Source organism: Paenarthrobacter sp. NPDC091669 (genome assembly GCF_044756725.1).
GTDB lineage: Bacteria > Actinomycetota > Actinomycetes > Actinomycetales > Micrococcaceae > Arthrobacter > Arthrobacter bambusae_C.
Genome location: NZ_JBIVTK010000007.1, coordinates 142,429 through 156,414, shown reverse-complemented (window position 1 = coordinate 156,414; position 13,986 = coordinate 142,429). Strand labels below are relative to the sequence as shown.

At 61.8% G+C, this 13,986-nt stretch carries 16 protein-coding genes and 1 tRNA gene; 9 read left to right on the top strand and 8 right to left on the bottom strand.

What is annotated here, in order from left to right:
* Positions 1-127: 127 nt before the first annotated feature.
* The gene (locus tag ACIQLI_RS13445) at positions 128-1,543 is read left to right on the top strand and encodes an amino acid permease (RefSeq protein WP_354231427.1); all 1,416 of its coding nucleotides are present in this window, start codon (positions 128-130) and stop codon (positions 1,541-1,543) included.
* 90 nt (positions 1,544-1,633) lie between these two features.
* Here ACIQLI_RS13445 and ACIQLI_RS13440 read toward each other — a convergent pair whose 3' ends face one another.
* Complete coding sequence (locus ACIQLI_RS13440; protein ID WP_400389165.1) at positions 1,634-2,293, bottom strand: DUF1345 domain-containing protein; 660 nt, start codon at positions 2,291-2,293, stop codon at positions 1,634-1,636.
* Between the two features lie 26 nt (positions 2,294-2,319).
* Positions 2,320-2,484, bottom strand: coding sequence for a hypothetical protein (locus ACIQLI_RS13435; RefSeq protein WP_400389162.1), 165 nt, complete (start codon positions 2,482-2,484; stop codon positions 2,320-2,322).
* A 119-nt stretch (positions 2,485-2,603) separates the two neighbouring features.
* Between ACIQLI_RS13435 and ACIQLI_RS13430 the strand changes: the two genes are divergently transcribed.
* A tRNA-Leu gene (locus ACIQLI_RS13430) sits at positions 2,604-2,686 on the top strand.
* Positions 2,687-2,736: 50 nt separating this feature from the next.
* Here the strand turns inward: ACIQLI_RS13430 and ACIQLI_RS13425 are convergent.
* Positions 2,737-3,075: a YnfA family protein gene (locus ACIQLI_RS13425; protein WP_354231421.1), complete on the bottom strand. Its 339-nt coding sequence runs from the start codon at positions 3,073-3,075 to the stop codon at positions 2,737-2,739.
* 232 nt (positions 3,076-3,307) lie between these two features.
* Between ACIQLI_RS13425 and rpsF the strand changes: the two genes are divergently transcribed.
* From rpsF to rplI, 4 genes are all read left to right on the top strand, one after another.
* A complete protein-coding gene (gene rpsF, locus ACIQLI_RS13420; protein WP_011776755.1) occupies positions 3,308-3,613 on the top strand; it encodes a 30S ribosomal protein S6 in 306 nt (101 codons plus the stop codon).
* Positions 3,614-3,663: 50 nt separating this feature from the next.
* Complete coding sequence (locus tag ACIQLI_RS13415) at positions 3,664-4,248, top strand: single-stranded DNA-binding protein (protein ID WP_354231419.1); 585 nt, start codon at positions 3,664-3,666, stop codon at positions 4,246-4,248.
* Positions 4,249-4,376: 128 nt separating this feature from the next.
* Positions 4,377-4,616: a 30S ribosomal protein S18 gene (gene rpsR / locus ACIQLI_RS13410; protein WP_003800144.1), complete on the top strand. Its 240-nt coding sequence runs from the start codon at positions 4,377-4,379 to the stop codon at positions 4,614-4,616.
* Positions 4,617-4,634: 18 nt separating this feature from the next.
* The gene (gene rplI / locus ACIQLI_RS13405; RefSeq protein WP_089597031.1) at positions 4,635-5,087 is read left to right on the top strand and encodes a 50S ribosomal protein L9; all 453 of its coding nucleotides are present in this window, start codon (positions 4,635-4,637) and stop codon (positions 5,085-5,087) included.
* Positions 5,088-5,152: 65 nt separating this feature from the next.
* Here the strand turns inward: rplI and ACIQLI_RS13400 are convergent, their stop codons facing one another.
* Entirely contained in the window at positions 5,153-5,575 is a 423-nt protein-coding gene (locus ACIQLI_RS13400; protein WP_400389157.1) for a DUF1801 domain-containing protein, read from the bottom strand.
* A gap of 71 nt (positions 5,576-5,646) precedes the next feature.
* Here ACIQLI_RS13400 and ACIQLI_RS13395 point away from each other — a divergent pair, with 71 nt between their 5' ends.
* Positions 5,647-6,498, top strand: a complete 852-nt coding sequence (locus tag ACIQLI_RS13395) for a PhzF family phenazine biosynthesis protein (protein ID WP_400389154.1) — start codon at positions 5,647-5,649, stop codon at positions 6,496-6,498.
* 16 nt (positions 6,499-6,514) lie between these two features.
* Here the strand turns inward: ACIQLI_RS13395 and ACIQLI_RS13390 are convergent, their stop codons facing one another.
* The gene (locus ACIQLI_RS13390; RefSeq protein ID WP_400389151.1) at positions 6,515-8,047 is read right to left on the bottom strand and encodes a DUF6297 family protein; all 1,533 of its coding nucleotides are present in this window, start codon (positions 8,045-8,047) and stop codon (positions 6,515-6,517) included.
* A gap of 1 nt (position 8,048) precedes the next feature.
* Positions 8,049-8,726 carry an ABC transporter ATP-binding protein gene (locus ACIQLI_RS13385; RefSeq protein WP_354231410.1) on the bottom strand — a complete coding sequence of 226 codons (678 nt, stop codon included), beginning with the start codon at positions 8,724-8,726 and terminating at the stop codon, positions 8,049-8,051.
* Positions 8,727-8,784: 58 nt separating this feature from the next.
* Between ACIQLI_RS13385 and ACIQLI_RS13380 the strand changes: the two genes are divergently transcribed.
* Together ACIQLI_RS13380 and ACIQLI_RS13375 are read left to right on the top strand one after the other, a co-directional pair.
* Positions 8,785-9,576, top strand: coding sequence for an IclR family transcriptional regulator (locus ACIQLI_RS13380; protein ID WP_400389148.1), 792 nt, complete (start codon positions 8,785-8,787; stop codon positions 9,574-9,576).
* A 738-nt stretch (positions 9,577-10,314) separates the two neighbouring features.
* Positions 10,315-10,929, top strand: coding sequence for a hypothetical protein (locus ACIQLI_RS13375; protein ID WP_400389145.1), 615 nt, complete (start codon positions 10,315-10,317; stop codon positions 10,927-10,929).
* 422 nt (positions 10,930-11,351) lie between these two features.
* Here the strand turns inward: ACIQLI_RS13375 and istB are convergent, their stop codons facing one another.
* Both istB and istA read right to left on the bottom strand, forming a co-directional pair.
* Positions 11,352-12,167 (bottom strand): IS21-like element helper ATPase IstB, encoded by an 816-nt coding sequence (istB, locus tag ACIQLI_RS13370; protein ID WP_400389142.1) that lies wholly within the window; start codon positions 12,165-12,167, stop codon positions 11,352-11,354.
* Entirely contained in the window at positions 12,164-13,855 is a 1,692-nt protein-coding gene (istA, locus tag ACIQLI_RS13365) for an IS21 family transposase (RefSeq protein ID WP_400389139.1), read from the bottom strand. The genes istB and istA overlap by 4 nt, the downstream gene beginning before the upstream one ends.
* Between the last annotated feature and the right edge of the window lie 131 nt (positions 13,856-13,986).

Genomic DNA, 13,986 nt, shown 5'->3' with positions numbered 1-13,986 from the left:
CGTGGGCGTCAAAATGTTCAGCTGCACAGGCGGCGGCTTGGTGCAGCAAGCTAGCGTGAATGAGTCATGTGGCCCGTGGCACACCACGCCGGCCACCCCGCGAACACCTAAAGGACGGCGCAGATCCATGCACGCTGACCAACAACTTTCAAAGTCCCTTAAGCCCCGGCACCTCTCCATGATCGCCATCGCCGGCGTTATTGGCGCAGGCCTCTTTGTGGGCTCCGGAGCTGCCATCCAACAAGCCGGTCCCGGCATCCTTGTGGCTTACCTCGCTGCCGGCCTGGTGGTCATCCTGGTCATGCGCATGCTGGGCGAGATGGCTGCTGCCAACCCGGAGACGGGCTCGTTCTCCACCTACGCTGACAAGGCCCTAGGCCGCTGGGCGGGCTTCAGCATTGGCTGGCTCTATGCCTGGTTCTGGATCATTGTCCTCGGCATCGAGGCAACAGCGGGCGCCGCCATCATGCACCGCTGGGTTCCCGGCGTGGACCAGTGGATCTGGGCGCTGATCTTGATGGTGCTCCTGACGCTGACCAACCTTGGTTCCGTGAAGTCCTACGGCGAGTTCGAGTTCTGGTTCGCGTCCATCAAGGTGGCCGCAATCGTCATCTTCCTGCTCGCAGGCATCGTTGCCATCCTGGGCCTCATGCCGGGCGTCTCTGCGCCGGGCGTCGCCAACCTCCTGGACCAGGGTGGCTTCATGCCCAACGGTCCGGGCGCAGTCCTGGCGGGCATCCTCGTGGTGGTCTTCTCGTTCTTCGGCGCCGAAATCGCCACCATCGCGGCCGGTGAATCGGAGAACCCCGTAGACGCCGTCAAGAAGGCCGTGAAGTCCACTGTGTGGCGCATCCTGATCTTCTACATCGGCTCCATCGCCATTGTTGTCACCCTTCTGCCGTGGAACGACGCTTCTGTTGCAAAGAGCCCGTACGTTGCCGTGATCGAGCTCTACGGAATCCCGGGCGCGGGCACCATCATGGACATTGTTGTCCTCACCTCGGTCCTGTCCTGCTTGAACTCCGGCCTCTACACGGCCAGCCGCATGCTGTTCTCCCTTTCACAGCGTGGCGATGCCCCCAAGGCCTGGATGAAGATCTCCAAGCGTGGCGTCCCGGCAGCAGCAGTGCTGGCCTCCACGGTGGTGGGGTTCATCACCGTTGGGCTGAACTACATTGCCCCGGACACGGTGTTCCTGTTCCTCGTGAACACCTCCGGAGCCATTGCACTCTTTGTGTGGCTGGTCATTGCGGCCTCGCAACTCATCCTGCGCAAGCGCATGGGTGCTGCGGCCAAGGAGCTCGACCTCAAGATGTGGTTCTTCCCGTACCTCACGTGGATCGCCATCGGCGCCATCGTGGCCCTCATTATTGGGATGGTGATGATCGAATCCACCCGTGAGTCGCTCTTCCTGTCGCTGGCTTTGGCCGCGATCGTGGTGGGTATCGGTGTTTGGCGCTATCGCAAGCGTGGCACTGCTTCACCTGAGGCGACCACAGCGGAAGCCGAGCAGGCGACGGTCGGTGGGGGACCGGCGTCGTAAGCGTCTTTCACCAGCAGCGGGGCAGCCAGCGTCAACGTTCGACGCCGGCTGCCCCGTTTCGCTTTAACGTCACCGCCGCAGGCCTCTTGGCTACTGGGCCAGGCCGATGACGAGGTTGATGGTAACGGCAAGAATGACGGTTCCGAACAGGTAGGACAGCAGGCTGTGCTTCAGCGCTTCCAACCGGATCGAGTGGTTGCCGAGGTTGGTGTCAGATACCTGATACGTCATGCCAAGGCTCGTGGCCAGATAGGCGAAGTCCGTGTACTGCGGCGGCCGGTCCTGGTTGAAGCTGATGCCGCCCACTTCACCGCCGGCGTGGGCTTCCCGGCTGTAATAGAGCTCGGCGTACCGCAGCGTGAAGAGAGTTTGGACCAGCATCCAGGACAGTCCCACACACGCCAGGGCGAGTGCCGCAGAGGACAGGCGGGAACCGGTTCCTTCAGTGTGCGAATTGACGATCACGGCGGCCACAGCAGCAAGGCTGGCCAAATTGGCCACGAGTATCAGCAGGTCGGTGACTCCCCGTGACGGGTCCTCGGACGTTGCATGGTGCTGTGTTTCCGCAGGATCGAGCCGCGCGATCACCAACCACACCCAAGCAACGTAGACCAGGGCGGCGGCGGCCCAGCCGACCGCAGGCGCATCCACCCAACTGCCTGACATTCCGGTGGCGACGAAGGCCACTGCGCCGGCCAGGACCATGACCACAAAGCGCAGCCGGCTCCGCCTCACCCTGACGTTGTCCATGTGCCCACCCTAACCAGTGGGGGAGCTCAAAAGTCGGTGGGGCGTGTCGGCTCCGCCTGCTCGCTGCGCTTCTTGTCGGCCTGGAGGATGCCGTCCCGCACCCCTGAGCGGATCACGAAGTACAGGGCATAGAGTCCCATCGCTGCGAAGACGACAGTCAGGAGCAGGGCGCTAAGGGGTGTGGCATCCATGGCCACCACCCTAGCGAGGTTCCATGAAGGGCTCAGGAATCCACGGATCGGCCCGGTTCGTGTTATTGTCTTTGTCGCTGTCACGGAGAAAATGAAACATTGTTTCTCCTGATCACCTTGCGCGGGTGGCGGAATGGCAGACGCGCTAGCTTGAGGTGCTAGTCCTCGAAAGGGGGTGGGGGTTCAAGTCCCCCTCCGCGCACAAAGAAACCCCCGGAAGGTAACCTTCCGGGGGTTTTGCCGTGTTCGGGCCTACGCTCCCGGGCGGGGCGCGAACATGATGACGCCGACGCCCACAATGCAGATGGCAGCCCCCATCACGTCCCAGCGGTCCGGGCGGAAGCCGTCCACCAGCATTCCCCAGGCCAGCGAGCCGGCGATGAATACGCCCCCGTAGGCGGCCAGGACCCTGCCGAAGTGCGCGTCGGGCTGAAACGCTGCGAAGAAGCCGTAGATGCCCAGTGCCACGATGCCGAGGCCGGCCCACCACCAGGCTTTGCCCTCACGGACGGCCTGCCAGATCAGCCAGGCGCCGCCGATCTCGGCAACGGCGGCCAGGACGAAGAGAATGATGGACTTCAGCACGGTCATTGCTCCAGTATTCCCTGCTGGCTGCACGGGTTATCCACATACGCCAGGTGCCCGGTTCCGACGGCGGATCCGCTCGAATAGCTTTGAGTGCAGGAGATGCACTAAGATATTGAAGTCTGTGTTGCGCCCTCCTTCCGAGTCTTCGGCGGGGGAGCGGGTACACGGCACCGCAAATGAACCTCCTGTTACGGAAATACCGTAACCGCTTAGCCCAAAGGAGGTGGGTTCACATATGCGTCCTTACGAATTGATGGTAATCATCGACCCCGAGGTCGAAGAGCGTACCGTAGAGTCGTCGCTTCAGAAGTTCCTCAATGTCATCACCACCGATGGTGGAACCATCGAAAAGGTAGACATCTGGGGCCGTCGCCGTCTGGCGTACGACATCAAGAAGAAGTCCGAAGGTATCTACGCCGTGGTGAACTTCACCGCAGCACCGGCTACCGCCAAGGAACTTGATCGCCAGCTGTCTCTTAACGAGACGATCATGCGCACCAAGATCATCCGTCCTGAAGACCAGAAGGTCGTTGCTGAGTAATCAGCCCCTTCCAGATCTTTATCCCGCAGGAACGAACAAGGAGGCAGTAGATGGCAGGCGAAACCACTATTACGGTCATCGGTAATCTCACCAATGACCCCGAGCTGCGGTTCACCCCGTCTGGCTCAGCAGTAGCGAACTTCACCATCGCTTCTACTCCCCGGACCTTTGACCGCCAGTCCAATGAGTGGAAGGACGGGGAAACCCTGTTCCTCCGCGCATCTGTATGGCGCGAAGCAGCCGAGAACGTGGCCGAGTCCCTCACAAAGGGCATGCGCGTCATCGTTTCCGGCCGTTTGAAGAGCCGTTCCTACGAAACAAAAGAAGGCGAAAAGCGCACCGTTATCGAGCTTGAGGTCGACGAAATCGGCCCCAGCCTGCGTTACGCAAACGCCAAGGTCAACCGTACCCAGCGCTCCGGCGGTGGGCAGGGCGGCTTCGGTGGCGGTAACGCCGGTAATTCCGGTGGCTTTGGAGGTGGCGCTCCTGGTGGAAACCAGCAGGGCGGCGGCAACTCCGGTGGAACCTGGGGCGGCAACCAGCCCGCACAGCAGCAGGATGACCCTTGGGCTACGCCCGGTGTCAGCAATGCTGGCGGCTGGGGCAACGGCCCGGATTCCGAACCTCCCTTCTAAACAAAACATAAACGTCCGACGCCGGACGCTCACCCGGACTGCCGCGAGGCACCTTGGTGACAACCGCCGTCGAACACCACCATCCCGTGGATCAATATCCACGGGCTCCATAGAAAAGGAGCTCCACGATGGCTAAGGCTGAACTCCGTAAGCCCAAACCAAAGTCCAACCCCTTGAAGGCCGCTGACATCACCGTCATCGACTACAAGGACGTAGCACTGCTGCGCAAGTTCATCTCCGACCGCGGAAAGATCCGCGCTCGTCGCGTTACTGGCGTTACCGTTCAGGAACAGCGCAAGATCGCCCAGGCAATCAAGAACGCCCGCGAAGTTGCTCTGCTGCCTTACTCCGGCGCTGGCCGCGGCTAAGGGAAGGGATTAACTAACATGGCAAAGCTCATTCTGACCCACGAAGTAACCGGTCTCGGTGCTGCTGGCGATGTCGTCGAGGTCAAGGACGGTTACGCACGTAACTTCCTGCTGCCCCGCGGCTTCGCTCTGACCTGGTCCAAGGGTGGCGAGAAGCAGGTTGAGTCCATCAAGGCTGCCCGCGCCGCTCGTGCGCACGCTTCTGTTGAGGCTGCACAGGCACAGGCCCAGGCTCTGTCCTCCAAGAAGGTCAAGCTCGAGGTGAAGGCCGGCGAGTCCGGTCGTCTCTTCGGCACCGTCAAGCCTGCTGATGTCGCTGCTGCTGTTGAGGCCGCTGGCCTCGGCGCCATCGACAAGCGCAACGTTGAACTGCCGAACCACATCAAGTCTGTCGGTTCGTACACGGCCAACGTTCGCCTGCACGAGGACGTTTCCGCTGTCATCGACCTCGAGGTCGTTGCAGCAAAGTAGTCCCTGATTGCATCTAAGGCCCCCGCTACCGGATTCCGGTGGTGGGGGTCTTTTTGTGGCGGGAATCAGGAGGTGTGGAGCTCCTCCATGACGTGCTGGTACCCCGTGCGGATCATCTGCGCGAGGACGTCGCGGTCCACGTCGTCGATTTTGTTGACGTAGAGGCAGGCGGCGCCGGTCTTGTGCTTGCCGAGTTCGGGCAGAAGCCGGTCTGCGTCGGGACCATACGTTAGCCCGTACAGAGCCAAATTGCCTTTGCGTGGTGAAAATCCGACGGCGGCCGAGTCGCCTTCGCGGCCGGTCTCGTATTTGTAGTGATAGCTGCCGAAGCCAACGATCGACGGCCCCCACATGACGGCTTCCTGGCCGGTGATGTCACGCATCATCTCCAGCAGCTCGAAACCGTCCGCACGCCGCGTCGGGTGCTCCACGGCGGCCAGGAATTCTTCCACGGACACGTCCGTGGGCTGGGTCTTGTTCTCTGCCATAGGGGTAGTTTCGCAGACGCTGGGCGGGTGCGTCAGCAAAACCGGTCAGCAACCGGTGATAGCCTGCAGCGGTGACTTCAGAAGCCCTGCGCAGCCGCCCGTTCCACCAGGTGGACGTCTTCTCCGACCAGCCTTACCGAGGCAACCCGCTTGCCGTGGTGGTCGATGCCGAAGGCCTCAGCACGGGGACCATGCAGCACTTCGCCAACTGGACCAACCTTTCCGAGACCACGTTCCTCCTGCCTCCCACGGACCCCCTGGCGGATTACAAGGTGCGGATCTTCACGGGCCGCGAGGAGTTCCCCTTCGCGGGGCATCCGACGCTGGGTTCGGCGCACACCTGGCTTCAGGCCGGGGGAGTGCCCAAGGCTGACGGCGTCCTGGTTCAGGAGTGCGGCGCCGGTTTGGTAAGGGTGAAGCACGACGCCGGGCGTTTGGCTTTCGCCGCCCCGCCGCTGACGCGCTTTGGTCCTGTGGATGACAGGATCAGGACGCAGCTCGCTGCAGCCCTGCGTCTTCCAGAGGAAGATCTGCTGGACGCCTCATGGCTGGTCAACGGACCCACGTGGATCGGCGTGCTGCTCGGATCCGCGGAACAAGTCCTTGCCATCGAACCGGATTTCGCTGCCATGGGTAACCTCAAGGTCGGAGTGATCGGACCGCATCAGGCGGGTGCGGGCGTCGACTTTGAAGTCCGTACGTTTATTCCGGGCGACGCCATGGTGGAAGACCCGGTCACGGGTAGTTTCAACGCCGGCGCGGCCCAATGGCTGATCGGCAGCGGCCGGGCGCCTGAGGAGTACATTGCAGCCCAAGGCACCGTATTGGGCAGGGCGGGCAGGGTCCATGTCAAAGCCGAGGACGGCGCGATTTGGGTGGGTGGAGCGTCGGCCACGTGCATCGAAGGAACGGTGCTGCTCTAAGGCAGTGCCCCCGCTGTCACGTGCGCTTGGGCCTTGACAGGACCACCACCAGGAAAATCCCCGCACTGAACACGGCCTGCACCATCAGGACGATGGATGGAACGTACGCCAGATAGAGTGCCACGAGCAGCGGGATGGTCGCCAAAATGGTCACGTCCAGCCCGCGCAGCAGGGAGCCCACCTGCGCACGGGGAACAGGTCCGAACGGAGTCTCAACCGGCGGAGCGGTCCAGTCCGGCGGCGTTCTGGCGGCCGCGCGGAGAGTTCCCGCGCCCATGCCCACGCCTGCCAGGGCACCCAGCAACACCAACCACGGATCCGCGGCACCGAGGAGAACCAACAGTCCACTGAGCACCGCCATCCACACGCACATGGCAAGGCAAGGCATGAGCGTGCGGCTGGTCCTGACAAGTGCCGGATGAAGTGGCAGTACGGCGTCGAGTTCAGGAACCAGGGCGGTTTTACGGGCCACGGTCCCCAACCCGGAGGCCGTGGCGCACCCCGCGATCACGATGACCGCCAGCTGCACGAACTCCGGCAACCCGCCTTCCACCAGCAACATCCCGATGCAGGCAGCAAGCCACAGGATGGGTGGCATCAACGGGGGATTGAGTCTGAGGAAGGCAACTGCATCAGCACGGATCAGTGCCCTCAGGGGGCCGTGCGTGCGCCGGGCGTAAAAGCGGGCCGCCCTGCCGCCGTCGACCCTTTGACGGCCGCCGCTCAAGGCGCGCAGCACCTCATTGGCGTCCATCATGAACAGCGAAGCCCCCGCATGTCCCGCCACAGCTCCGCCGCGAACCAGCTCTTCACCCCGCACGCGTCCGGACCGCGGCACAACAAGAGCCAGGAGTCCGACGGCGGCGAGGCCCACCAGCGCTGTTGGCCACGGAGACCACGACAATGCGGGAAGGAGCGAGCAACCCAGAACCGCCGCCGTGGTGGTCGCCTTACCCAGACGGGGTCCCAGCAGGCCGAGCTGTTGCACGGCTCCCAGGACCACCGCAATGGCGCCCGCACCGCCGAAAGTGAGGGCCGCGAAAACGTGTTCAACGGGGACGCGGTCAATGGCGGTCACCATGCTGAAGGGAAGGTACATGATGGCCGAACCGGCTGCTGTGAGCGCGACTTTGCGGAGGAACGGCGGCAGGACCATGGGACGGCGATCCACCGGAAGAGTCAGCCACCAAGTGCTCTCCGCGCCACTCACTGTCATGGGTCCGAGCTTGCGTGCCAGGTTGCTGATGACCAGAAGGACCGCGAAGGTCACGGATGTCCACAGCACAGGTTCCGGCAGGACCAGCCATTGCTCGCCAATGATGCTGCCGGTGGTGGAAGCACGGTCTGCGAGTTCGTTGCGCAGTGCGAGAATGAACGAGGCCGCGATGGTCAGGGACACTCCGATGCCGAGGCCCCAACTGTAGGCATCGACAAACCTGTCGCCCCACGTGATCCGACTGCGTTTGTAGCGTCGGGCGGACCTGCGGGTAAACCGGACAATGTCAGCAGCGAGCTCCCTGTTCTGACCGGCCGGTTCGAGCGTGAGCATGTCAGGAGCCGGCAATGATCGAGGCCCCCTGGTCCGGATCGAATTCCTGGACTTCCTCGTCAATCACCAAACACGTGGAGGCGGTAGCGAGCAGGAGCTGGGGATCATGGGTTACCAGAACCACTGCGCCACCGTCGTTGGCGTGGGCGGCGATGCGCTCACCGAGGGCCACCCGCATCCGTGGATCGAGCCGTTGCTCCGGCTCATCAAGGATCAGGAGCGACGACGGGCGGATCAGTCCTGCTGCCAGCAGCAGCCGGCGCCGTTGGCCGGAAGAGAGGGCGTCGGGGATGGCGTGCGACCTGCCCAGGAGTCCGAAGAAATCCAGTTCTTCCTCAACGCGGGCTTCGGGGTTCTCCAATGAATGGCCGCGGGCGATGAGGAGGAGGTGTTCCCGAACTGTGAGGGACGGGAAGAAGAGGTCGTCGTCAAACACTGCGGAAACCTGCCGGCGGAAGGGAACGGCGTCCGGGTCGATGAGGAGGCCGTGGACTTTAACGTCGCCGGCCAAGGACGCCTGCCGACCCGCAAGAGTGCGGGCTACCGTGGACTTCCCGGCGCCGTTGACACCCACTATTCCCAAGACCTCACCCGCGTCCACGGATGCAGAAACTTCCCCGCACACCGGAGCCCCGGCGTATCCCACCAGCAAGCCTTCGGCTTCCAGAACTGTCCCCATGCTGCAACCCTACCGGCGGGATTGGCGCGACCCTGTCTGAGCGTTTAGCGTGAGTCCTATGTCAGCATCCGATGCCTCCGCGAAGGCCAACGGCAACCCTTTGCTTGTCCTGGGCAAGATCACGTCCATCCTGGATGCTTTCTCTTTGTCCAAGCCTGTCTTGCAGTTGGCCGACATCCGCGAGTTCACCGGCATGCCCACGTCAACGGTGCAGCGACTGGTCACGAACCTCACGTCGCAGGGCTTCCTGGACCGGGAGGGCGACGCGTACCGCATTGGCATGCGGATGGCTTACTGGGCAGCGCCGGCAACCCGCGGCATGGAGGTGGTGGACATCCTGAGTCCGCTGCTCAAGGCACTGCGGGATACCACCGGCGAGACTGCGTGCTTCTTCAAGGCAGAGCAGCACTACCGGGTCTGCGTGGCCATGGCAGACACGCATCACGCACTCCGCCGGGAGATGCACCTGGGGAAGATTGTCCCGCTTCACGCAGGGTCGGCAGGCAGGGTGCTCCTGGCCTGGTCACCGGAATTGATGGAAGCTGTCCTGCAGGATCCGTTGGAATCCATCACGGACTACACCATCACCAGTTCCGAGGAGCTCGAAGCGGCCGTAAGGAAGGCCCACGCGGACGGGTTTGCCATCACCGTGGGTGAGCGGGAAGACGGTGCATCAGGGCTGTCCGCGCCGGTTTTCGATTCGGCCGCCGGCCTCGTGGGTGCCGTAACCATCAGTGGACCAACCCTTCGGATGCCGCTGAAGACGTGCGAGGCTTGGGTGGAGCCCCTGCTGGCTACCGCTGAGCACATGACCAGGCTGATCGGCGGACGTTTTCCCGGCGAGAGCTGAGCAATCAAGGTGAGGGAGAATGACGATGGCTGAGAAACACTCAACGGTGGACGCCTACATCGCAGCCCAGCCTGAGGCCACCCGGCTGATTGATTGTGTCAACTCTATTGGGTACCACCGTGACGGCTTGTTTGGTGCCCACTTATGGCCACGGAAGGGGACGGCTTGCATGCCGCTCTGATGCCCATCCGCGCTGTCAAGGCGAGGCTGAAACGGAGATGCACTACCCGTGTTGTCCAGACGGTGTTGGTTGTTTTCTACTGCGAGAATCCGGGACGCATCCTTTGTTTGGCGTGTTTCATGCGTTTGTTAGGTTCTTGACGGATGGAGTCATACAAGGCAGGGTGCACATATACGTAGATCGCGTAGCAGTACAGAGTCTTTGGGGGAAGATTGAACCGATTTTTCGTGCGCACTGGCAGGCTGGCAGCAGCGACAGCAATTGGAGCTTTGGTTGCTGCGACTCTGAGTGCTGGCCATGCACCGCCCACTCAAGCAGATGACCTCTCTGTCATCTCCGCGGCCGCGCCGGAGGCAGTCGCAAATGCTCGAAGCCTTCCAGAGGACGCCCGGAACCGAGCTGTCCTTCCTAGTCGTTCTGCGGACAGGCTGAAGGTAAGGTCGTCCGTGACTGGCCATGAGATAGGCCTGAGGCTGCCATTTGGGGATCGAAACGCCAACGGCTCCCACTTAGGGAATGGCATAGTTTCGTTCGACAACGGGAACGGGAGTAAGACGGTGCCCGTTCCGCAGGAAGAGGGCGGCGTCGCTGTCCATACGATCATTTCATCCCCAGCAGCACCGACTATCTACGAGTACGAGATTGAGGCTGCCGCGGGTTCCACCTTGCAGCTGGTTGAAGAAGGTGGGGTGCTGATCCTCGACGCGGCTGGATCTTATCTTGGGGCAGTGGCACCGCCTTGGGCAACTGATGCAGGCGGCTCCAAGGTGGAAACACACTACGAGGTCGAGGGATCGCTGCTGCGGCAAGTTGTCAATCACACGTCTTTGGAACTGAAGTACCCGGTTGTCGCGGACCCATATTTGGGTGTAGACCTGTTCAGCGCCACTTGGTGGACGGGCTCCGGGAGCAGCCTGGTTGCACACCTCAACACGACGCCCATGATGGGTGTTGCATGGTCGGCCGGACAAGCATTCATCGCTTCGTGGCCCGAGGCCGTAACCAAGATGGGGCCCACCATTCAGAATGAGAACTTGTACCAGCAGTTCTCCTGTCACGCGAACGGGGCTCCCTTTGCAAGCAGTGGCGGTAGCCCGAGCTGGGATCTTGAAAACTACCGTGGCACAACCTGGAATTACAACCACTACTGGATCCATGGGTGCAACTGGTAGATCTCTGAAAGGAACGACCATGTCAGTTTGGAACAGCAAGGAATCCCGAACTTTCGGATTTACACTCGCCGCTTTCTCGGCGCTGACCGTTTTCCTGCTCATGTATGCGTGGGTTCTCACTTGGATCTCTAGTAACCGAGTGGAAACGACAGGTTTTGGATACTTCACACTCCTGGAGAGCATCGTGATGTTTGCTGGGCCGGCGCTGTGGTTGCTACTCGTGGTGCGCCTGGTCTATTTGGCCAATCGCGCTGCCGGGACACTACGTTCATACAGAAAGGTCCCGGGCCAACCTAGCTAGTTGCCTCAACCGAAGAGCGTTCCGCATTCTGCGGGACGCTCTTTCGGGTGTGTAGTGGTGGCCTACCTTAGCGACCGCCCGGCAGTCGAGCTACGCCCAGCCGCTCTTCGTTTGTCTGCGGCTAGCTGGCTTGTTGCGCGATGGTGTGGGCGAGTCGGTAGGAGTCGGTTCCGGTTTCAATGATGGTGCCGTTGAACGTGAGGCGGTCCACGATGGCCGCGCAGAGCCGCGGGTCGGTGAACGTCTTCGTCCAGCCGGAGAAGGACTCATTGGAAGCGATCGCGACGGAAGCCTTTTCTTCACGTTCGGTGAGGACCTGAAAGAGAAGATCGGCACCGCGTTTGTCGAGTTCCATGTAGCCAAGCTCGTCGATGCAGAGCAGGTCCACACGGCCGTAGCGGGCGATGGTTTTGGCGAGGATTTTCTCGTCTGCAGCTTCAACGAGTTCGTTCACGAGCCGTGTTGCCAGGGTGTACTTGACCCGGAAGCCTTTCTCAGCCGCGGCGGTTCCCAGGCCGATGAGGAGGTGTGATTTGCCTGTCCCGGAGTCTCCGATGAGGCAGAGCGGGGATCCTTTCCGAATCCAGTCGCCACTGGCCAGGGTGTGGATCGTGGCGGGGTTGATGTTCGTGTTCGCTTCAAAATCAAAGTCCCCGAGCCACTTGTCCCTCGGGAAACCTGCTGCTTTGACACGCCGGACTGAGGAGCGCCGGTCCCGGTCATCACACTCTGCCAGCAGCAGTTCAGCCAGGAAACCTTGATACGACAGCTGTTCTTTCCCGGCTACTGCCAGGGCTTCGTCCAAGACAGCCCTGACAGTGGGTAAGCGCAGTCGCCGGCAGGCCTGGTCCACGGCCGCGACGGCGGCCTGCTCCGTGAGTCCTCGGCGTCTGCGCAGAACGGGGGTGATTGAAGCTGCTGGGGCCGTGGGTGTCATGAGATGTTCTCCTTTGTGGCAGTTCCTGCGGATGCCGGGGTTTGAGTGCGTTTAGCCAGCAGCTCGTCATAGATGTTGACCGTGGGCAGCGGACGTTTGTCCTGAGGCAGGCCGGCTATGACGGCTGCTGGGTCCATGAGGCGGCGTTGGGTGAGACTGACAACTTGTTGCACTTTCACTTCGTCGTGAGCACCGGGATGACGGCCTGAACCGGACCCACCTGCTGTCACAGCCGGGACGCTTGCAGCGTGCCTGCGGGCCTCTACCGCCACGACATCGGCACTGACAGCACCGACGGAGAGAGCAGCGGCAATCCCTTCCTGAATATCCTCCGCGTCCATGGAGCGGTGCAGCAACAGAACTTCGATCAGTTCCCTTGTCCCGTCCGCGTCACCGTTGACCCTGCGCGATGCTGCCCAGAACGCGTCATGCGCGGAAGTGAACGCGCCGGTCTCCCGCGCCCTGGCCAAGGCTGTGGATCCGGGGAGGGCACCGGGTTTGGTTCTGAGGACTTCCAGGTAGTGATCGAGCTGTACCGATTGGCCGCCTTTGGCAGAGAGCCTGGCGTGGCGGGCGACGACCGTGTTGCCGTCGAACACGATGATTTCGGAAGCCCGGAGTGAGACGCGGACTTTCCTGCCGATGAGCCGTGCCGGGACGGAGTATTTGACCATCCGGACTGTGATCATCGAGGATCGGTCGACTCTGGGGGTGAGTACCAGCCCGGGGTCGAAGCTTTCGGCTGGCAAAGGGGCGAGGAAGGGTTGTTCGGCGGTGAAGTCTTCGCCTATTGTTCGTATCCTGTCGTTGATCCGGCGCCGCTGGTCCTGTTCTTCCCAGACCCGGATTCTGTCGTTGAGTTCATCCAGGGACTCCACTACCGGCATGGGTGTGAGACGGTTTCGTCTGAACCATCCAACTTCACCCTCAACCCCGCCCTTCTCGTGAGCCCCGGCGATTCCTGGTTGGCAGTAAAAGGCGTCGAAATTGAAGGCTGATTTGAACAGGACCCACCGCTCGTTCTCGACCCGTTGGCGGCCCTGTCCGAACACCACGGCTGTGACTGCGGAGGTCAGGTTGTCGTAGCGTATGTGTTTCGTTGGGATGCCGCCGATTTCCCGGAAAGCCTCGATATGCCCTTCAAGGAATGCCTCTTGGGCTTGGGTTGGATAGATCCTATGGATAGCGCGGCCGGATCGGGAGAGCCGGAACACGAACATGTGGCATTTCGTCTTCACCCCGTTTAACACAACCCAGACTTCACCGAAATCAACTTCGGCCTCGGCGCCTGGGGCGTGTTCCTGCGGCACGAACACTTCAACCCGCCGACCGGCTTCAACATCGATTTGGGCTCGACGCACTCTGACGTAATCCCGCACCGTTGAATACGACAGATCCTGCGCTGCATGCTCCTCGATCAGCCGGGCAAGGATTCTCTTAGCGGTGTGGCGCTGCTTCCTCGGTGCCGTCGTGTCCTCAATCAACATCAGGTCTATCGCAGACTTGAAGGGCTCAAGCCGGGGCGAGATTCTCTGTGGCGTCTTTCGTGGCGGGGGAATCGGTGAGCTCAGAGCCCGTCTGACGGTCTTCCGCGATACCTGGTACCTGCGCGCTAGCTCTCGAATCGACAGCTCCTCGACCCTGGCGTCTCTCCGAATTCCCGCGAACAACTCCACTCTTGACCCCATCCTGGTCCTCCCGTGGTAGATCCCAATTGGATGGGATCAACGTTCACAGGTGGGTACCAATCAAGCCGTCATCAGGTCCGGCATGTCGCAGAGGTGGGTACCAATCAAGCCGTCCTGGTGGGCTCCGATCA